General features: G+C 46.5%; 4 protein-coding genes. All 4 read right to left on the bottom strand.

All coding sequences use genetic code 11. The annotated features are described in order from the left end of the window. Position 1: 1 nt before the first annotated feature. Complete coding sequence (locus tag L0P89_RS13910) at positions 2-10,681, bottom strand: PKD domain-containing protein (RefSeq protein WP_235265717.1); 10,680 nt, start codon at positions 10,679-10,681, stop codon at positions 2-4. A 221-nt stretch (positions 10,682-10,902) separates the two neighbouring features. Then, the gene (locus L0P89_RS17005; protein ID WP_313790931.1) at positions 10,903-20,217 is read right to left on the bottom strand and encodes a PKD domain-containing protein; all 9,315 of its coding nucleotides are present in this window, start codon (positions 20,215-20,217) and stop codon (positions 10,903-10,905) included. A 306-nt stretch (positions 20,218-20,523) separates the two neighbouring features. Continuing rightward, positions 20,524-22,884, bottom strand: a complete 2,361-nt coding sequence (locus L0P89_RS13890; RefSeq protein ID WP_235265716.1) for a GumC family protein — start codon at positions 22,882-22,884, stop codon at positions 20,524-20,526. 34 nt (positions 22,885-22,918) lie between these two features. After that, the gene (locus L0P89_RS13885; protein ID WP_235265715.1) at positions 22,919-23,695 is read right to left on the bottom strand and encodes a polysaccharide biosynthesis/export family protein; all 777 of its coding nucleotides are present in this window, start codon (positions 23,693-23,695) and stop codon (positions 22,919-22,921) included. Positions 23,696-23,709: the final 14 nt, after the last annotated feature.

Genomic DNA, 23,709 nt, shown 5'->3' with positions numbered 1-23,709 from the left:
ACTATTTTCGAATGACCAATTTATGCTCTGACACCTTTTGTGTCTTTGCTGACCACATTTGCACAATATAAATTCCATCCTCGATTCCCAATACATCGAACCTAAACTGGCCATCAATACTATTTTGGGAGTCTATGTCTACCGACCTTACCAAACGACCTGAAATATCAAATATGTATACTTTTTCGATTTGTGCCATAGGGTTCGAAACCACTTGAACCTCATTTGAAGTCGGATTTGGTGACAACAACACCTCAAAACCTTCATCTTCGCCTAAGTCACCGGGGTCTGGCAATCTTGCACTGCCTCCAGCAACAATCGTGAACTGAACGGTCAAGGCCTGCCCAGGGGTACCTCCCAAAGATGGATTTGGATAAGGAGTGGCCGATAAGGTATAATTTCCTGCTGGAAGTGTCACCGGTAAGTAATCCCCTCCACTATCTCCAAAAAGTGCATACGGAGCCCCGTTTTCTGTTCTACTATTGCTTACAGGGCCTGTAAGTGACAAAGAGACGCTACCGACAACACTTGGATTGGTATTAGCCCTAATATTGAGCCCCAATCCTTGAATTGTGGACTCTTGTATCAGCATGCCGTCGGTAATTTCAAATAAATTGGTATCCGTATCAGCATTCATCAATGTAAAGCTTTCCACAGTTTCGGTTGAAGGGTTTCCGCCTCCAGTCCCAACTACCCACTCAAACTGTGTGCTTGAAGATTCTTGTGGATTTCCATCATCGGTCACGGTTACTTGAACATCGTATGGACTATTGGCTGCGGCCCCTTGTGAGCCTCCAGTAGAAGGCGATTCTGGCGCAGCATCCAATTGGGCATCTGTATAGCTATTAGTAACTCTATACAAGGCCACCCTATCAATGGCATGACCTGCCGAACGTTCAGAAATCTCCATGGTATAAGTGCCTGAATTCACAAACCACACAAAGATGGCATAACTTTGGCCATCACCTGTAAATGACTGCCACGTATATTCTTCAGAGCCACCGCTTGATTTATACACCTTAAAATAGCCATTGCCCCCCGAACCATTCAATGTACCCCCTTGGCCTTCTCTTGAACTACCTTTAGGGAAAACGACATTGGAAGCCCCACTTTGTGCAGCTGCAATTATAGCGCTTTCAGTAAAGGAACCATTATTATATCCTAAAAACCATACATCATCATTATTGGGAAACCGCAACCAATTATCGTTTTCATCAGATGCTGAAACACCGCTGTAAAAGCTGTTCCAAATAAATCTGTAAACTCCTGGTGTACTAACAGTAATCTCATATTGAATGGTACCTCCATTTTGATCGTTGAAATGATTCGAACCGGCAATGATACCCGTTTCATCATCAAGATTTGTCAAACTCCAATTAGGTTCTAATGCGCCTGATTCAGCCTCAATGATTACCAAACCATTCTCCTCCAAAAAGGCCCCCGAAGGCTGGCTTTGGGCCAAAGTACCAGAAATCAATCCTGTACTACTATTAATGGACAAATTTGGTGGCAGATTGTTTGCGGTATATGTCAAGTTTGTACTTTCATCAGAAGCATTGATCTGCAATGATATTGCATCTCCTTCATTATCATTCTGGTCTCCAGGATTGGTCACATTCGGTGGCTGATTACTCCCCGCCGCGTTGACCACCACCGTGGCCTCGTCGAAGCCCGTGTCGTTCTCGTCGTCGGTCACCGTCAGGCGGAACACATAGCTGCCCTCAACCAAATCGCTGGCCGTAAGGTCGGGGGTCGTATCGCCGCTCAAGGTGGCCGTGCCGGGGCCGCTCTCTTGGGTCCATTGATAGGCGATAATCGCACCGCCATCGGGATCGCTGCCCGATCCGTTCAGCATAACACTGCTCGTGGGCAGTACCACGGTCTGGTCGGGGCCCGCATTGGCGACCGGGGGCTGGGGGGTCACCGTACAGTTCGGGTCGGTGCCGCCAAAACCGTTGGGCACGTTGGCCGTATCGGTCACGTAAAGCTTGTCAAGACCTGTACCTTGTTCACGGTTGGCGATGTCGATCGTGTTTGTCCCGTTCAACAAGTCGAAGGTGACGATGGCGTCTCCGTTGTCGTTGTCCCATACCTGGTGCCACGAAAATGCAGCGCTTCCCGGAATGGAGTTCCACTTCACCCAGGTACCGCCGTTGGCCCGAACCCAGAAACTGTCGTTACTGCCCGAGGGAGCACTCACCAGTCCGTATACGCTGTACGTGCCCTGGGAGGCGTTAAAGGTGAAGGTGACCCAGTCATCTGAATTGGAGGACGGGGCATTCCAGTTGTTGCCCGAAGGAGGCAACAGGTACTCCCCGTTAGAGGCCGAAACATCGCCGACGGTGCTCCAATTGGCGCCCACCGTAGCGCACTCCGCCTCGAGCCAAAGCTCCGTGCCCTGGCCAGGTGCGTTGACCACCACCGTGGCCTCGTCGAAGCCCGTGTCGTTCTCGTCGTCGGTCACCGTCAGGCGGAACACATAGCTGCCCTCGACCAGCCCGCTGGCCGTAAGGTCGGGGGTCGTATCGCCGCTCAAGGTGGCCGTGCCGGGGCCGCTCTCTTGGGTCCATTGATAGGCGATAATCGCACCGCCATCGGGATCGCTGCCCGATCCGTTCAGCACAACACTGCTCGTGGGCAGTACCACGGTCTGGTCGGGGCCCGCATTGGCGACCGGGGGCTGGGGGGTCACCGTACAGTTCGGGTCGGTGCCGCCAAAACCGTTGGGCACGTTGGCCGTATCGGTCACGTAAAGCTTGTCAAGACCTGTACCTTGTTCACGGTTGGCGATGTCGATCGTGTTTGTCCCGTTCAACAAGTCGAAGGTGACGATGGCGTCGCCGTTGTCGTTGTCCCATACCTGGTGCCACGAAAATGCAGCGCTTCCCGGAATGGAGTTCCACTTCACCCAGGTACCGCCGTTGGCCCGAACCCAGAAACTGTCGTTACTGCCCGAGGGAGCGCTCACCAGTCCGTATACGCTGTACGTGCCCTGGGAGGCGTTAAAGGTGAAGGTGACCCAATTGTCGGTATCGGAAGAAGGCACACTGTAGCTGTTGCCCGAAGGCGGCAACAGGTACTCCCCGTTAGAGGCCGAAACATCGCCGACGGTGCTCCAATTGGCGCCCACCGTAGCGCACTCCGCCTCGAGCCAAAGCTCCGTGCCCTGGCCAGGTGCGTTGACCACCACCGTGGCCTCGTCGAAGCCCGTGTCGTTCTCGTCGTCGGTCACCGTCAGGCGGAACACATAGCTGCCCTCAACCAAATCGCTGGCCGTAAGGTCGGGGGTCGTATCGCCGCTCAAGGTGGCCGTGCCGGGGCCGCTCTCTTGGGTCCATTGATAGGCGATAATCGCACCGCCATCGGGATCGCTGCCCGATCCGTTCAGCATAACACTGCTCGTGGGCAGTACCACGGTCTGGTCGGGGCCCGCATTGGCGACCGGGGGCTGGGGGGTCACCGTACAGTTCGGGTCGGTGCCGCCAAAACCGTTGGGCACGTTGGCCGTATCGGTCACGTAAAGCTTGTCAAGACCTGTACCTTGTTCACGGTTGGCGATGTCGATCGTGTTTGTCCCGTTCAACAAGTCGAAGGTGACGATGGCGTCTCCGTTGTCGTTGTCCCATACCTGGTGCCACGAAAATGCAGCGCTTCCCGGAATGGAGTTCCACTTCACCCAGGTACCGCCGTTGGCCCGAACCCAGAAACTGTCGTTACTGCCCGAGGGAGCACTCACCAGTCCGTATACGCTGTACGTGCCCTGGGAGGCGTTAAAGGTGAAGGTGACCCAGTCATCCGAATTGGAGGACGGGGCATTCCAGTTGTTGCCCGAAGGTGGCAACAGGTACTCCCCGTTAGAGGCCGAAACATCGCCGACGGTGCTCCAATTGGCGCCCACCGTAGCGCACTCCGCCTCGAGCCAAAGCTCCGTGCCCTGGCCAGGTGTGAAAACAGATATTGGTAACGTTGTGGTATCGGTAAGCCCCTCATCATCTGTTACGGTGAATTCCACAATATATGTTCCATTAGAAGCAAATTCATGGGTCGGATCTGCATCTGTAGAAGTATTTCCATCCTTAAAGTCCCAGAAGTAGGAGGTAACACCTACATCGTCGGTAGATCCACTACCGACAAAATCAACAGATAAGGGAGCATTACCTGATTCTGGATTCGCTGATGCAATCGCTGTAGGTGGCAGATTTCCACCTCCTGACTGGCTAATCGAGAAGTTTATAGTAAGTGGCTGGCCCAGCATGCCTCCCGATTGATTTGGACCATTATAGGCCGTGGCCGTCAAACTATAGTTTCCTTCGGGAAGATTACTTGGAAAATAATCACCTCCACTATCACCAAAAAGCGCATACGGAGCACCATTTTCGTTGCGTGTGTTCGAAGTCGTGCCCGACAGTTGAAAAAAGACGCTGCCAACAACAGATGGTACAGTGTTCGCCCGTATATTGACATTGCCACTGGCAGGAAGCTGTGATACATTTATCACCTGCCCGTCAGCCAAGGTGAAGATTTCGCCATCAGTGTCTGCATCCATCATCGTGAAACTGATTACCCCATCGCTCGGCGGAAGCACAGACGACAGGTTAACCATCAACGAAGAGGAAGCCCCATAATTTATGTTGAGTACCGCGCTTCTGTTGGCGCCGCTGCCGCTAAGGGCTATAGTTACATCGTGTGTCGATCCAGAGGCCAAAAGGCCATTGGTCAACGCTCCTGAAACAATAGAAAAATCACTGGCATCAGGACCCGATATATCCATCGAAGTCACTATGATTCCCGTATTACCACCCGAAACGTCCAAGGCTATGTTGGCCGAGGAATTTTCAATGATGTCTGCGTTCGTCGGAGCAACCAAGGTACTGGTCACAAGAGCTGTCCCTTGTGGATTATCGGTCCCCAAATATTCCATGTTTTTTTGACTGCCCCCCCCTAAGTTGGGTGAGCCGGCCAATATGAAGATTCCACCACCTGAGACAATGGCCTGTGTTCCATGACGAGCATGGTTCATATCGGACAACGACCTCCAGCTTTGCCCGATTGGATCGTATTCTTCTGTCACGGTCAAGGCCCCGGCCGTAGACTCTTCGCCTCCAATGACTATGAGCCTGTCGTTATAGTTGACCGCACTCGGCGCCCCTCTTTCTGTGGGAATATTTTGGGCACTAGGCAGGGTGCTCCAAGTACCACTAGCTAAATCATAGACATCGACCTCAGCTATGGTCGGTGCAAATACCCCGCCCGGGCCACCTGACAACCTACCTCCAGCAACATAAAGTTTTCCATTGATTACCACAGTATGAAAATGGTCTCTAGCCCTTGGGGCATCTGTCAACTGGGTCCAAATACCTGTCGCTGGGTCATATTCATCTAACCATGCAACATACCCCCCATCATGGCCATCGGTATTGCCACCCACTATATAAAACTTACCGTTGTGCAAGGCCAAACCTGCAGAACCCCTTTTTCTGCCCGATGGAATCTCCGGACCCTGTATCCATTCATTGGTGGAAGGGTCAAAGGCCCAGACATAATCTGCCGGGATTTCATTCGGAAATACATTGGTTCGAAAAGCCCCAATGACCCAAATCAAACCCTGATACTCCACTGCCTGAAAATGGTTGAATTCTTCGGGTGCAGAATTCAACAATTGACTCCATGTATTGGTGCCATAGTCATACACATCAATGGTAGTGGCATTCTCTCGCCCACCCATCAAATAAAACTTATCACCAGATTGCACAAAGGAACATTCGTGCCTCGCTGTATAGTTCTCACTTTCATTCTTATCAACCCAGTCTGTATTGACGTCCAATGGACCAAACAGCTGTATTTGTTGTTGGGAATTACCCCCATATTCAATAGTTAGAATAGCTGAAGCCCCACTAGTGGTCCCGTCAAATCCGATACCGAAATTGTGAGTGCTGTTGGGTAACAATAGGTTATTGGTCAACCCACCGGTCACAAGACTGAACTCTGAAGCATTAGTACCTGAAATTTCCATTGATTTAACAAAAATGCCCGTGTTGCCCTGCGAAACGACCAGTGATTCGTTGGCATTTGAACCCAATTCAACATTTATTGAAGAAGGCGCCGAGAATTGACTGGCCATTATTGCCGTTCCTGAAGGATTGTCTTGCCCATAAAATTCCATATTTTTCTGTTGGGCACCTCCCAATTGATCAGAACCGGCCGTTATAAATATTCCGTCACCACTAACGATAGCCTGAGTAGCTCGTCGCTGATAATTGGTGTCTGCAAGTCTGGTCCACGTTTGAGTATCGGGATCGAACTCTTCTGTGATTTGCAACGCACCAGTGGTAACGGTTCCATAAACCAATTCGTTTTGAACCGAACCCCCTATCAGCAACAAATTTTCATTAAATACTGCGTTGATGGCACTAGCTCTTGGGGTAGGGATATTCGAGCTTACCGGCAATGTTTGCCAAGTTTGGGTGGTTAAATTGAAAACATCAACTTCTGCCACGTAAGGTGAAAAAAAACCTCCGGGACCACCCGACAACCTACCACCAATGGCATACAGCTTATTCCCTATCACGGAAACTGAAAAATGATCACGTGCATGCGGTGCATCTGGTAGTATTGTCCAGTTTCCAGTAATGGGATCGTACTCATCGGCCCAAGCTACATAGCCCCCATCATGGCCATTAGTGCTTCCGCCTATTACATAGAATTTGTCATTATAAAGAGCTAGACCGGAAGAGCCTCTTTTTCTGCCCGCTGGTATTTCCGGGCCTTGTATCCATTCTTCGTTTGCTGGGTCAAACATCCATATGTAGTCTGCTGGTGTGTCATTGGGGAAGTTATCTCCTTTAAGAGCTCCAATGACCCATATCAAACCTTTATACTCGATACCTTGAAAATGGTTTAACAACTCAGGCGCCGGATCCGTGACGGTGTTCCATACATCATTCGTATAATCGTAGTACTGAACCAAGTCAGATTCTCTACCGCCAATCAAATAAAATTTCTCACCAGCCTGTATAAAACCGCACTCGTGTCGGCCTACATAATTCTCATTATCATTTTTATCGGTCCAAGTGAGGTTTGCATTGACCGATTCCAATTGTAGCCAACGGGTTGCTTTGATCAGGTTATTGGTGCTGTTGACGCTTCCGCTCGAAACTATCAATCGATCCCCGAACGAGTGGGCAACAGGCGCAACATTTTTTTCTGGTAGTGCACAGAGCTCTGTCCAAGTGTTGGTTGCGGGGTCATACTGTGATACCTCATCAAAAAAGGTCGTAGGACCTCCCCTGCCTCCAACAATTATTATTTTTCCATCATGTACCGTGGTGCTAGGCTCAATATGTGAGCGGTTCTGATTCATGCTTGCACGACTCGTCCACGTATCGGTATTCGGGTCATAAGCGTGCACCAAATTTTGGTACTGAGGACTTGAGTCATGGCCAAATTGCCCACCAATGGCATACACGATTCCATTGACACTTGCCGCCCCATGATGATTTCTAGGATTGGGCATTGGGGCAGCATTGGCCCAGCCCGCACCAATATTGTTCAAATCGAGCACATAATGATTGCCCACATCGGTCTGTCTATCGGGAAGCAATCCGCCAAAAAAGTGAATTTTTCCATTATTATAAGAAGCAGCTCCAGAGCCTATGGGCATAGGTAGACTAGGCCCCGTGCTCCAGCTATCCGTTATGCTATTATAGATATGTACTGCATCGGTGGCCACCCCTGGATGGTCACCAACAAAACCACCAATAAGCCATATTTCATTACCAACCACTGCACTGCCCATGTGGGTCAAGTTCGTGGGCATATTTGTTCCAAAGCTCCAAGCATCATTGGTCATGTCATAAATTTCAACTGCATTCGATGCAATCAATCCACTCACCCAACCTCCCATGATGTATATCTTATCGTCTACATGTTCTCTACGGGTCTCGAAACGTGCCAAACCAGAATCGGTCAGGTCGTTCCAAGAACAGGATGGGCCGCCAACCGTACCCTCAGTGACATTGAGAAAGTCCCATGTAGCGGTATAATCAGGACCCGATGCCCCCGAAGTGGATATGATACCCACGGCAAGTCCCTTATTGTCATTTGAATCTAGAAAACTTGTTGGCAGAGCCAATGGGCCTCCCAAAGTGTTTATTGTTGTGCCAGAGTCAAATGAATAAAAGGGTTGTGCAGTATTTGTCAATGGATCTACGCTTATGTACAAATCAATCGCATTGGCTGCTGAAAACCCAGGGGCATCAAAAGAGGTGCTCGTCTCTGATCCTCCTATCTCCAATACCACTTCGAACCCATGTTCATTATCATTTGTTGAGGTGCCCGTGCTGGCAGCAATTTTGAGGTAATTATCTTGGTCTCCCGTTCCTATCTGAATCCCATAAGATTGGGTGCCTACAGGTAGGTTTCCGCCAAAAGGGGTCTCTATTTTAGAATGTATTGTGAAAGGATTTGAATTGCTATCTACATTCACACCGAATTGGAAACCATTTTCTTGGTCATTGGAAGATCCCAGAGCATTGCCATTACCGGTAAAATCTATTGTGGCCTTACCACCAGCACCTCCAAAAGAAAGATTGTCAAAATCATATTGGTCAAGATAGTCGGTGGTACCATTGGTCATCCAGCCTGTGAAACCCAGTCCGGCAAAACCAGTTCCGGGATCATTGTTCCAAAATGGATGATCAACAGGTAAATTGGTCGTAGTACCATTATCAGCATCCCACTGAAAGGCATCGTCGACATCTAAAATACCATCATTATCATCATCGGTATCATTTAAATCAGACACAAAATCACCATCGTTATCCTCAGGTTTGCTACCCCCAGAACAGTGATTGGTACCATTGTCAACCTCATCACCGTTGGTAAAACCGTCACCATCAGAATCTGCCAATGGGTCGTAGCCACCTTCGCCAGGCTGTGGACAGTTTACAAAGTCAGTGGGCTCAAAAACCGTGATATTGTCAGATCCATAGGTAGCCACCCATACAGTACCCGGAAAGATATCTGAATCACCCTGTGCAATTATGTCTAGAGGAACCGATCCGAAGCCTGAAAAGAAATTGTTGTCTTTTGCCAACAGAATGGTGCCCGATGAGTTCAATTCATACCTATTAATCTTACCATTGAAAGATGCTGTTAACAAATCTCCCTTCATGGCATCGCTGAAATTGCTAGCGGTATATTCGCAGATACCATTTGTGGAAGAAGTCACAACATCAAAGATATTCACCTTACTACTGCTTTGATCTGCGCTTAAAAATTCACCCTGCCTTGAATCATCAGGAAAATTGGCCATACTGAATGAACTGTTGAAGTAGCCTGACACACCACTGAGCAAGGTAGAGAAATCATGTCTTGACACTTCTACCCAACTAGAGCCATTGTAATTGTAACTAATCACATCTGCCTCAGAGGGAAATGCCCTTATAGGTACTGGATGCCCAGCATAATAAGTGCCATTTGCATCATTTATCGAGCCAATATAGTGAAGGGCGTCCCAAACCGTGCTGCTACCGTTCTCATGAAAATCATTGGTCACATAATCACCTGCTCCAGGATTATAAGTGGTGGTATAATGATGACCCTTTAAGGTACCATTGCTCAAATAGATGAGCGGTACTCCACCCCACGTTGAGTTGCCGCCATTATCGACCGAATACACTAATCCGCCCTCGGTTATAACCACATCATAACCATTTCGCCAACCAGAAGAAAAAATCTGTACTGGCCCCCCTGGCTCAGGAATTGCCTGATTTCGGGTATTGTTTCCCCCAAAAGGATCGCCAATATCAATGGTTGCATTGTACATAGGGTGCCCTGAAGGATACGGAAACTCAGAATGGGTATTGGTGATGTCGCTTCTTGTCGGATCATTCAATGTGGGCAGGTCATAAATATAGTCAGAACCTGTTCTGGGGTCTGTATAGACTGTCATGCCCTCTAATTGGGTCAAGTTGATTATCAATATAGCCCCTGCCAAATAGGTTTCCGCAATGCCTCCAAAATTATTGCTGGGCGCTCCTTTGTTAGTGTTGCCCCCTTGTTGCAAAAGCAAATAGGTGCTGCCGCTTTTTGTGAAGATATCCAAACCATTGGAAGCATGGTTCTCTTCACAACGAGGCAAGCCGCGGACCAAATCGACATGGTCCCAACCGCTACCGTTCCAAGTCAATCTTGACAGTATTCCAGAATTGGTGTCAAGGTTTCTATCAAGTTCACCAGTGGGATTGCTGCTACTGGCGCCGCCTATGCGTGGATCTGAAGAGGTCACATATAAAATAGGGTTGGTGGCCGTGCCCGCTGCCAAAATGCCCGTAACCTGACGTTTTCCATTGACCGCACTACCACTGTTGTCCAATTCACCAATATCATTGTGGTTTAGAACGCTCGACTTGATATCATTGATGACGACGGTGTTGGTGACGGAATATGACCCACTACCCGCTGGAGCACCATCCCTAGTTACGGTATATTGATGAATAGTTCCATCTTGCTGGGCCACATAGAGCTTTTCATCAGGACCAAAGGCAAGTGATGTCGGATTATCCAGACTCTCTCCTGAAAGCCCTGTTGAATTAAAGCTTTGTCCATATAATGAAGCAGCTGAAAAAATTGCAGCTAAGAAAATAATCACTCTAAAGTGAATGTTGTAAAAACCTTTCATAGTGTCTCGGTTGGCGTTAGGAAATCAACAAGTAATGGGGGACCATATAAATGTATCTTTTTTTAAGATTAGAAATATTACGGAGATGTCATATTCGACTAATTGGGCCATTATCTCGACAAATGACAAAGCAATGATTTGTTAAGATTATGGTATAAGAAAAGGGGAAGCCAAAAAGCTTCCCCTTTTTATAATTACCGTAAGAATATTCCTTTTATGGCTTATTGATTTTTCACTAATAAAGGTACAACAATTGGATCGCCATTGTTCAGTTCTATTTTGATGTAATACAGTTCATCCCTTAACAGATAAACAGGAATTTCATATCTATTATCCCTAAATACTTCCTGTGGTTCGAAAGCACCCAATAATCTACCTGTCGAATCATGTAAGTAAATCATGGTAGCCGTTCTGCCTTCTGGCATATTCAATATGCTTAAATAAGCAGTTTCATCTGCTGGATTAGGCGCAATGATGGCTTCAAAATCAGTAATTCCACTAGGGTTATTTTCCTCCACTTCTATCGTAACTGTGGCTGTATCGGTCAATCCCTCAGCATCTTCGACCGTCAAAACTACCTCAAAACTACCTGCAAATTCAAATGTATGGGTCGGGTCTGGTTCCGTAGAAGTTTCTCCATCTCCAAAATCCCATAGGTAGCTTACAACCGCCACGTCATCAGTAGAACTACTTCCTATGAATGACACTTCCAATGGTGCTTGTCCAGAAAGCGGTGTGGCCGATACCACCGCCTCAGGAGCTTGGTTGCCCCCTGGTTCGGTTACCTGAATGGTCACCGTATCGGTATCGGTAAGTCCGCCACCATCGGTTACGGTCAGCTCAACTTCATAAGTGCCCGCAGTGTTGAAGGTATATACGGGGTCGGCTTCGGCAGAAGTGCCGCCATCTCCAAAATCCCACGCATAGCTTACAATGCCCACATCGTCTGTGGAATTGCTGCCAGTAAACATCACCTCCAATGGGGCATTGCCGGAATCAGGCGTAGCTGAAGCCACAGCCTCGGGAACTTCATTACCAGCAGGTTCATTTACCGTTATGGTTATCGTGGTGGTATTCATAAGTCCGCCACCATCGGTCACGGTCAGTTCTACCTCATAAGTGCCTGCGATATCAAAAGTAGTCACAGGATTGATTTCGTTTGATGTTGTACCATCCTTGAAATCCCAGAAATAGCTCACTATGCCCACGTCATCTGTTGACCCGCTTCCATCAAATATAACCGGCAACGGTGCATCACCTTCAGTTGGGTTTGCCGTTGCCACTGCAACCGGTGGTTCATTGGCAGGGTCAGAGACTACAATAGTCACCGTATCGGTATCGGTAAGTCCGCCATCGTCAGTCACGGTCAGCTCTACATTATAGGTGCCCGCAGTATTGAAGGTATATACAGGATCAGCTTCGGTAGAGGTGCCACCATCGCCAAAGTCCCAAGCATAGCTTTCTATGGTGCCATCACTATCTGTTGAGTTGCTCCCTGTAAAGGTCACCTGCAAGGGTGCATCACCTTCTAGAGGAGTGGCTTCCGCCAACGCTGTAGGTTGTTGGTTGGGCTCGTTGACCGTAATGGTCACCGAATCGGTATTGGTCAGCCCGCCATCATCGGTCACCGTCAGCTCTACATCATAGGTACCCACTGTATTGAATGTATACACAGGATCAGCTTCGGTAGAGGTGCCACCATCGCCAAAGTCCCAAGCATAGCTTTCTACAGTACCATCACTATCTGTTGAGTTGCTCCCTGTAAAGGTCACCTGCAAGGGTGCATCACCTTCTAGAGGAGTGGCTTCCGCCAACGCTGTAGGTTGCTGGTTGGGTTCATTGACCGTAATGGTAACCGTATCGGTATCGGTCAGTCCGCCATCGTCGGTCACGGTCAGCTCTACATCGTAGGTGCCAGCAGTGTTGAAGGTATATACGGGGTCGGCTTCGGTAGAGGTGCCACCATCGCCAAAGTCCCAAGCATAGCTTTCTATAGTACCATCACTATCTGTTGAGTTGCTTCCTGTAAAGGTCACCTGCAAGGGTGCATCACCTTCTAGAGGAGTGGCTTCTGCCAACGCCACAGGGGACTCGTTCACTGTAATGGTCACCGTATCGGTATCGGTCAGTCCACCACCATCAGTCACGGTCAGTTCGACCTCGTAAGTACCACCTGAATCAAAGGTATAAATTGGATCGGCCTCGGTCGATGAGCCCCCATCCTTGAAATCCCAAGCATAGCTGACTACTCCAATATCGTCTGTGGAATTGCTCCCCGTAAAGGTCACTTGTAAAGGTGCAGCGCCTGACTCAGGGCTGGCCTCTGCCACCGCAGTAGGTGGATTGTTCGCACCGTCAACTTGAATGGTCACCGTATCGGTATCGGTCAGTCCATCATCATCGGTCACGGTCAGCTCTACCTCATAAATGCCGGGTGAGTCAAAGGTCTCGACTGGGGGGTCGGCCTCAGTCGAAGTATTGCCGTTCTTAAAATCCCAGAAATAACTCACTATGCTAGAATCGTCAGTCGAATTGCTTCCCGTAAAGGTTACCTGTAAGGGAGCCACACCGGTCAATGGAGTAGCTTCTGCCAACGCTGTTGGAGGTGTGGTGCCAGCTGGTCCAATATTCCAAATGAATTGCTCAGTGGTCGATTCTTGAGGGTTACCGTCATCGGTCACTGTCACATCAACTGTATAGGGGCTATTAGCTGCTGCTCCTTGAGACCCTCCACCTGTATTGGACTCTGGGAAGGCATCCAATTGGGCATCTGTATAATTTGGCCCATCCACTAAGTAAAGTGCAACTTTATGAATGGCATGGCCTGAAGAGCGTTCTGAAATCTCCATCGTATAGGTGCCTGGGTTCACAAACCACACATAAATCTCGTGCGCCGTACCATTGTCACTGGTAAATGATTCCCATTCATAAACTTCTGATTGTGCTCCTGACAAAAAGATTTTGAAATAACCATTTCCGGTCTGACCTACCGGTGCCGTATCGTCTGATGGATCGCTTTCGGTTCCCGGATTCGAAAAATATCTAGAGGTTCCTCCTGGGAAGACCACATTGGTAAAATCATTTTGAATTTTATCAATTAAATTGGCCTCACTCACAGGATTCCCCCTAAAGCCAAAGAACCAAACATCGTTATTATTTGGAAACCGTAACCAACTATCATTTTCTTCAGTTGAGTTTGACCCACTATAAAAGCTTTTCCAATCAAAACGATACACCCCTGGGGTCGTGATATTGATTTGGTACGGAATGGTACCTCCATTTCCTGCAGTTGTACCACTAAAATAGTTGGATCCTCCAATAATGCCTGTTTCGTTGTCAAGAGTGGTCAAGCTCCACGTAGGATCCAATGTTCCCGACTCTGTTTCAATAATTATCAAACCATTCTCTTCTTGAAAGACGCCATCACCTGATTGGGCTTGTGCTATGGTACCTGTAATGAGTCCTGTGTTGGGATCAATGGACAAATCAGGTGGTAATCCCGTGGCACTATAATCGAGATTGGTGCTGGCATCGGTGGCCACAATCTGCAATGACACGCTTTCACCTTCCACATTGTTTTGTGTGCCCGGATTTTCAACGACGGGCGGTATGTTATTGTTTGTCAAATCAATTGTAGTCGAAGAAGTGCCATAGTTGATGGCCAACACAGCATTTCTACCTGCCCCTGTTCCACTCAGGGCCACTGTGACCGTGTGGGTTTCAGAAGTTCCGATGAGACCAGGGCTCAGTTCTCCCGATGTAATGCTAAAGTCAGCCGCATCAGCTCCGGTAATTTCCATAGAGGTCACCATAATACCTACGTTACCGTCTTCTGTAGAAATCAAAATGTCACGGCTACCGCCATCGGGAATGTCCACAATGGAAGGGGCCGAAAGTGTACTAGATATACTTGGAACACCTGTAGCATTGTCTGCCCCTAAATATTCCATATTCTTCTGGTTACCACCACCCAAATTAGGTGACCCCCCCAAAATATATATTCCATTACCTGATACGATGGCCTGGGTACCATGTCTAGCATGGTTCATATCGGCCAAGGTACTCCACGATTGAGTTGCAGGGTTATATTGTTCAGTGGTATCATAGGCCTGGCCGTTACCTTCACCACCGATTACAACCAATTTATCTTCAAAGTTGACCACGGCAGGTGCTGCCCTTTCTGAAGGAAGATTCTGTCCTGTTGGCAAAGTACTCCATGTACCATTTGTAAAGTCATACACATCTACTTCTGCAATAGTCGGGGCGAATACGCCTCCGGGACCACCAGATAATCGTCCGCCCACAGCGTACATTTTATCTCCAATTACAGCAGCATGGAAATGATCTCTTGCCCGAGGAGCGTCTGCCAATGGAGTCCATATACCAGTTCTTGGGTCATATTCATCGAACCAAGCCACATAGCCTCCGTCATGGCCATCCGTATTTCCACCTACGATATAGAATTTGTCATTATAAATCACAAGACCTGTTGAACCTCTTTTTCTTCCAGACGGAATCTCTGGACCCTGAATCCATTCATTGGTGGTCGGGTCAAAGGCCCATATATAATCTGCCGGGACCTCATTGGGGAACACATTGGTCTTAAATGCCCCTATGACCCATATCAAGCCCTCATATTCCGTAGCTTGAAAATGGTTGAACTCTAACTGCGTGGAGTTAACCACCGGTGTAGAGTTCGCCAATTCGACCCAACTGTCTGTGGTATAATCGTACACGTCGATAGCGGTGGCGTTTTCACGACCACCCATCAAATAGAATTTATCCCCTGCTTGCACAAAAGAACACTCATGGCGGGCCGTGTAATTTTCATCCTCATTTTTCTCTACCCAATCTTGACCTATCGTCCAAGTGAAATTTGCCGTTGCAGGTGCCGAGCCTGGCTTATTGACCAAAACGGTAACATTGTGAACCCCATCTCCATTTGGGCCACCAGAGACCGCCGAAGATTGAATGGTTCCAAAAACCAAACCGTTTGTGGGTTCAATATCAATACCGGCAGGCTGGCCTGATAGACTGAATTCGAAATTGCCCTGCGGATCGCCACCCGAGGCCGTTATGGTCAAATCAGGGTTCTCACCCACTTGATGGTTTTGGTCAGCAATGGGATCTATTATTATCGGTGGGAATTGTGAATTATCGGCAATTATCTCTATAGCGTTGACCAATGCACTTTGCACGGTATTGCTAAATCCAATGTTCAGTACTCCATCGGTCACCGATACCGGAAACGAAAGCATACCGCCCGATTGGTGCCCGAACTCGACAATCAAGTCAAAGTTTTGTCGTACCACACCTCCTTCCAACAGAATGTCATATACCCTTTCACCAGGCTGGCTGGTACCGCTAAAAGCGTTACCCATATACAGGTTGACCGCATAATTTCCATTGAGCATGGGGATGGCGAAATCCATGTCAGATCCGCCATTTGTGTCAAACCTTTCTTGGGCAAACAATGCATCAAAGGTAGCTTGGTCGATATAGGAAGGGATGGAGCTATGTCTATTCGCGTAATCTAAATTAGAATTGAATATACCTCCTGTGTTAACTGAATATCCGGGCCCGTTATAAATACCTCCAGTGGCATTTTCCAACCAGTCCGACTCGCTATCTGTGGCATTTACCTGCACACCACCCGCATTGATTCGGAAGGTGGTCATACTGGTAATCGTCCAGGTGAACTGGGTCTGTACATTCGATGACCCTGCACGACTGGCAGTTACCGTAACTTGGTGAATACCATCATTATTGGGTCCGCCAATTAAGGCATTCTCTGTAATGGTACCTGATATAAGCCCTGAAGATGTATTGATATTTACCCCATCAGGTTGCCCAGAAATACTATATATGATGGGTTGCCCCTCATCACCACCAAAAGCAACAGCGGTCAAGTTTGCTTGTTGACCGGCATAATTTGCTTGATCGGCAATGGGTACGATATCAAAGGGTAACTGACCGGCTGCATCAAGAATCTCTATGGCATTTACCAAGGGATTCTCTACTTCGTGCAAGAATCGTAGATTGAGCACTCCATCAGTAATTGGCGCTGAAAACGATAACATGCCAGCTACTTGATGGCCAAATTCTTCTATTAGGTCTAAATTATTTCTAACGATGGTGCCTTCAATTTCAATGTCGAAAACCCGCTGTCCTATTTGACTGGTTCCAGAAAAACTGTTCCCCAAAAACAAGTTGACAATATAATTACCATTGGTAACAGGAAAAGTAAACTCCATTTCTGAACCTGTGGCTTCATCATTGCGTTCTTGTGCAAAAATTGCATCAAAAGTCGTTTGATCTATGTAGGCTGGAATGGAAGCATCTCTGTTATTATATTGAAAAGCGCCCCCCGTACTGAACACATTCCCCGTGTTGACCGAATAGGTAGCTCCACTTGTTGCGCCACCTGCGCTGTTGTCTTCCCAATCAACCCCGCCGTCAGTGGAGGACACTTGGGCACCCCCAGCATTGACCCTACTGATGGACGTGTTGTCACTAAGATTGGTAGTTATCGGTACTGTAAGGGGACTATTGGTACCCGAGTGGGTAATGACCACATTCGCCGATTTGGCACCAGCGTTGCCATCAGGAGCAAAGGTGATGGGTACGGCGATACTCGTTCCAGGTCCGACGGTTAATGGTAAACTTGACCCATTTGTGAACAAATTCGAATCTGTTCCAGTGAAAGAGACATCAGTAATTGAAATAGTGCCACTTGAAGGACCACCTATATTCTGGGCAAAAGTATTCAATTCTACTGGGCCGGAAGTAACGGGTAATGTGCCAAAATCAACTGGGTCAGGGGTCAGGGCAAGTTCTCCATTGGAATCTTCAGTGACATTTATATAGTCCCAAGTAGCAGTATATTCTGGACCACTGCCCACCGAAGTTGAAATAATACCGACGGCCAGACCTTGGTTGTCGCCAGCATTCAAAAAACTGGTGGGTAGGCTAATCGTACTACCTAATGGAAGCACAGTTGAACCACCATCAAACGAATAAAAGGGCTGTGCCGTGTTGGCAGATGGATTTACACTTATATATAAATGAATATTGTTTGCAGCAGAAAACCCAGCTGCATCATAACTATTACTGGTCACGGTACCTCCATTTTCGAGAACCGTATCAAAACCATATTCGTTATCGCTTGTTGAAGTACCGGTTGATATGGCCAGCTTAAAGTAGTTGTCTTGATCTCCCAAACCGATTTGAATTCCGTAAGACTCCGTATCCACTGGATCATTGCCTCCAAACGGTGTTTCAATCACAGCATATACTGTAAATGGATTGGAGTTGCTATCCACATTGACTCCGAATTGAAATCCATTGTCTTGATTATTCGAAGTGCCCAAAGCATTTCCTTCAGAGACAAAATCTATGGTTGCCTTACCTCCAGCTCCACCAAAAGACAGGTTATCGAAGTCATATTGATCTAGATAATCAGTACTACCATTGGTCATCCATCCTGTAAAACCCAATCCGGCAAAGCCAGTACCTGGATCATTGTTCCAAAATGGGTATTCGATAGGCAAATTGGTAGTGGTGCCGTTATCAGCATCCCATTGAAAGGGATCGTTGACGTCTGCAATACCATCATTATCATCGTCAGCATCATTCAGATTTGACACAAAATCACCATCATTGTCCTCTGGTTTGCTACCCCCAGAACAATGGTTAGTGCCATTATCTACCTCATCGCCATTGGTATAGCCATCTCCATCAGAATCGGCCAAAGGATCGTACCCCTGTTCACCAGGTTGCGGGCATGAACCAAAATCGTCAGGCTCAAAAACCGTGATATTGCCCGAGCCGTAGGTGGCCGCCCAAATGGTACCTGGAAAAACATCGAGATCGCCTTGCGCAATTACATCAAGTGGAACAGATCCAAAACCTGAAAGAAAACCATTGTCTTTAGCCAAAATACCAGTACCAGAAGCGTTCAATTCATATCTGTTGATATTTCCATTGAAAGATGCGGTCAACAAATCACCCTTCATAGCATCGTTGAAATTTCCGGCGGTATATTCGCAGATACCATTAGTAGAAGAAGTCACCACATCAAAGATGTTCACTTTCCCACTGTTTTGATCGGCACTCAAGAACTCACCTTGATCTGGGTCATCAGGAAAATTCGCCATGGTAAACGAACTGTTGAAATATCCTGATACCCCGCTGAGCAAAGCAGAAAAATCATGTCTGGATGCTTCGACCCATGAAGAACCATTGTAGGTGTAACTTATCACTTCAGCTTGACCGGGAAAAGCTCTAATAGGTACCGGATGACCCGCATAATAGGTGCCGTTAGGGTCATTTATAGTTCCAATATAATGCAGGCCATCCCAGACTGTGGCACTACCAGATTCATTGAATTCATTGGTGACGTAATCACCCGCTCCTGGGTCATAAGTGGTAGTTGACTCATCTCCCTTGAATGTTCCATCATTCAAACGAATCACTGGCAATCCACCCCAGGTAGAGTTACCTCCATTGTCAACAGAATAAACCAAATTGGTCTCCGTCACCACCACATCATATCCGTTTCGCCAGCCTGTTGAAAAAATTTGTACTGGCCCCCCCGGTTCAGGAATTGCCTGATTGCGGGTATTGTTTCCGCCAAAGGGATCACCTAAATCAATGGTTGCATTGTACATGGGATGCCCTGAAGGATAGGGAAATTCAGGATCAGTATTGTCAATATCGGTTCTCGTTGGGTCATTCAGTGTAGGCAAATCATACACATAGTCAGATCCTGTTCTGGGGTCTGTGTATACCGTCATACCTTCCAATTGGGTCAGGTTGACTATCAAGATGGCCCCAGCTAGATAGGTTTCCCCTATGCCCCCAAAATTATTACTTGGTGCCCCTTTGTTGGTATTGCCTCCTTGTTGTAAAAGTAGATAAGTACTGCCGTCTTTAGTGAAGATATCCATACCATTGGTGGCATGGTTCTCTTCACATCGAGGCAGGCCTCGTACCAAATCGACATGATTCCACCCACTTCCATTCCAAGTTAGCCTCGAGAGCACTCCTGAATTGGTATCCAAATTACGGTCCAATTCACCCGTCGGATTGCTACTACTGGCTCCGCCAATACGCGGGTCAGAAGAGCTTACATATATTATAGGATTGGATGTTGTACCGGCAACTACTAGACCTGTCACCTGTCTTTTTTGATTGACGGCTGGGTCAATGTTATCCAATACACCGCTGTCGTTGTGATTCTTGACCTTTAACTTGATATCATTGATCACTAAATTACCGGTTACAGAATACGTCCCGCTTCCTGGAGGGGCGGCATCTCTTGATACGGTATATTGGTGAATGGTACCGTCTTGTTGAGCCACGTATAACTTGTCATCCGGACCAAATGCCAACGAAGTTGGGTTTACCAGACTTTCACCTGTGAGGTTAGACGAGTTAAAGCTCTGAGCGCTCATTTCCATTTGGAAAAAACCCAAAATGGAGATAACAAAACATACGATAAAATACTTTGGCAAATTGGGGTAGTTTTTTTTCATAATCAGGGCTTGTTAGCAATTTTTTTTTGGAGTAAAGATGGGGGAATCTTTCCAGTCTCAAAGATACCCCTTAGCAAAAAAAATAAAGAAAGGCAACTCTATTATTCGTTCAACTAAGAAAGATTATCGATAAACGACTAAGGCTTTTCAAAGGGGGAAGTCATTTACCTAAAAAACAAGAGTTTACCTACAATTTTATTTGCAACCCATCGGATTATTATGGCTAGAAATCACAGTTCTGTGAATCTCCTTTACAGCCACGGACAAAAAGAAAAAGAATAGATAGATTTACTAGTGGGCCAGTGGTTAAAGTTTCCACCACTTTTTTGTAGTTCGCCCATAGCCATAGCCATATTTACCACCATAGCCCAACTCTGATGTCTTCACATCATTGACCACAAAACATAGCCCTTTGATTTTTCCCTCTTCTTGAAGTTTGATAGGGTATTCAACCGCCCTACTCTCGGTCACATCTGCACGTGTGACATAAATCAAATGGTCTGCGTAAGTGCTAATTAGAAGGGTGTCGGTCACCACCATCAAAGGAGCTGTATCAACAAGTACATAATCATATTTTTCAGATGCTTGCAGTATGAGCGATTTCATGCGCTCACTCAATAGCAGTTCGGCAGGGTTCGGTGGTATTCTACCAGAGTAGATGACATCGATATCATTCTCATAGACCAACATGGTGTTGGTGATATCACGCATCGTCAAGTCACGATCTAAGATATATTCAGTAAGCCCTACATCCTTACCTCTTTTTGGACCTGATAATTTATCTACCTGCCCGCCGGTAAAAAAAGAATAGATTTTGGGATTCCTGATATCGCCCCCAATCAACAATACTTTCTTATGCGTACTTGCCAAAATCATGGCCATGTTTGACGAAATAAACGTTTTTCCTTCGCCAGAAACACTTGAGGTAATAAAGACGACATTATTTTTGCCCCCGCCCTTTGACTGCCTCGTTTTAATGAGATAATCAAGGTTGGTTCTCAGAATACGGAGTGCCTCAGCCAGTATTGAACGGTCATCTTTCACAATGAGTTTTTGTTCCTTTTTGCTCAATTTGGGAATCTCGCCCAAAATAGGCACGCCTTTTACCAATTTTTCAAGACCGTGCATATTGTGAATCTTGTTATCTATCAAATTGTTGACGTAGATGATAGAAAAAGGCAGCAAAAGTCCTAGAATGAAAGATGCTAGATATACAAATGACTTTCTAGGCGATACCGGAAATTCTGTAGGGTTGTGGGCCATATCAATAATTTTGCACTTGGGTGAAGTAGAAGCTACCGCTATTTGCGCCTCTTCCCTTTTCTGCAACAAATAGAGATAAAGTGATTCAGTAGTTTGTTGTTGTCGTGTTATATCTCTAAGGGCCCGTTCTTTACCTGGTGCAGAATATATTTTTGATTGTATAATGGCCTGCTGACCGCTCAAGGTATTAACCTGTAGCCCTAAATTGTTGACAGTGCTGTTCAAACTGGCCTGCATAGTGCGTTTTAAGCCATTCAATTGCTGATCAAGATTTTGAATAACCGGGTTTTTTTCATTTGAGCTTTCCAACATGCGGTTTCTTTGTTGAACCAATTGGTTATATTGTTCGGTAGCATTTGCGATTGTTGGATCGGACAAACCCAAATTTGAAGGCAAAACCTCATACCCTTCTTGTTGGTCAACAATATCTTTCATAGAAGCCGCAATTTGCAACTGTGTCTGGGCGCTGGCAAGTTCTTGTCGGTTTGCAGCACCCACATTCAGGTTGATGTTCGCCTCTGAGGCAATATCGGTCACCCCACTTTGGGTCTTAAAATCTTCGGCCGTCTGATCAACCGAGGTAAGGTTTGAAGAAATGTCTGCAATTCGTTCGTTGATAAAGTCTGCCGTTCGGTCAGCTATTTCCTTTTTATCCTTAATCGCATTGGCATTGTAAGTGTTTATCAATTCATCGAGAATGTTTCTTGCCTTTTCTTTGATTGGATCTTGAAGAGAAATAAAAACGATATTTGAGTATTCTTCAGCGGCTCCAATATTTATTTGATTTACATAATACTGCGCCATATTGCCTACCGGTGAAACGATAACCATAAGGTCTCTGTCGATAAAACGCTCAAAATTCTCAAGGTTTGGTGTCAACACAATATCACCAAAGGGCGTGCGAACATTTTTGCCGAAGGCATAGGCTTTTGAAGGCTCACCCTCGTCTTCTTTGTATTGAAAGGTGGTGGTCGATATGGGCGTAAGATAAAAAGCAAATTCAGCTTTGTTCAACAATGAATCGGCCATTATGAAATTAATGTTGACAGGTGGATTCACATAGATCTCACTATCCCTGATATTGCCCAATGCTATTACCTGTGTGTTCAGGCCGAGTTTTTTGACCACTTCAATCATGTTTGATCGAGAATTGATGATTTCAATTTCATCTTCGACCTGATTTTGTGATCCAGAGAAAATATCGAGCTCTTTAAAAAGATCTATACCGCCACTGGCGCTTTCATCCTCAATAATCTTAATTTTGGCTTCGGCCAAATACAGCGGTGTCGTATATTTCAAGAAAAGATATGCCAAACTCAGGGCGACAAAAACGGAAAGTGCAAACCATTTCCAATGTTTGGTGTAGGATCTTATTAAATCCTTTAAATCAATGTTTTCTCCCATCAGGCATTAAATAATTTCGAAATCAAAAAATCTCTTAGTTTCTAGTCAAAATGATTACGGCCGATGTTATCAATACCGACCCTATCGATACCCAAATACTGGCCCGGTTATCCAATTGAGAGGAAGTGACAGCTGATTCATTGGGCTCGACATAGACCACATCGTTTTGGGTGAGATAATAGACCGGTGAATCCATGGCTTCTTTACTTCTCAAATCGATTCTATTATAGACCTTCGTACCATCAAAATCGCGAATGACCATTACATTCTCACGCTGACCCTTGATGGTCAGGTCACCTGCTAAACCAAGTGCCTCTAAAATGGTAATCCGTTCACCATTTACCGGGTATGTGCCAGGTCTATTTACCTCGCCCAATATGGTCACGGTGAAATTCTGCAACCGAATGTTGATGATGGGATCTTTCAAATACTCTGAAAGACGATCTCTCAATAAAACCCTGACCTCTTCAGGTGACAATCCGGCAATCTTTATTTTTCCCATGACAGGAAAATCTATTTCTCCTGCCTGATCGACCAAATAGTCGACACTTTGGGGAGTGATTCCCGTACCTGATGTTCTTGATCCGCGAAATAAGTTAAAGGGCGCACTGGCCTCTTCGTTCAATGTAGAAACATGTATGCTCACTACATCGTCTACCTTGAACTTTGGTGTAAAACTGTTTCTATCGACCAAGGTCTCAAAATTACCGGCATTTTGAAAGTAGACAATGTCCTTTTTTGAAGCGCACGAGCCCAATAACAAGATTATCAATAACATTGAGAATCTTGAAAATAAAGAATTTGTTTTCATTATAGATAGTGTTA

Source organism: Muricauda sp. SCSIO 65647, assembly GCF_021534965.1.
In the GTDB taxonomy this organism is placed as follows: Bacteria; Bacteroidota; Bacteroidia; order Flavobacteriales; family Flavobacteriaceae; genus Flagellimonas_A.
This window is presented reverse-complemented; position numbering and strand designations above follow the sequence as displayed.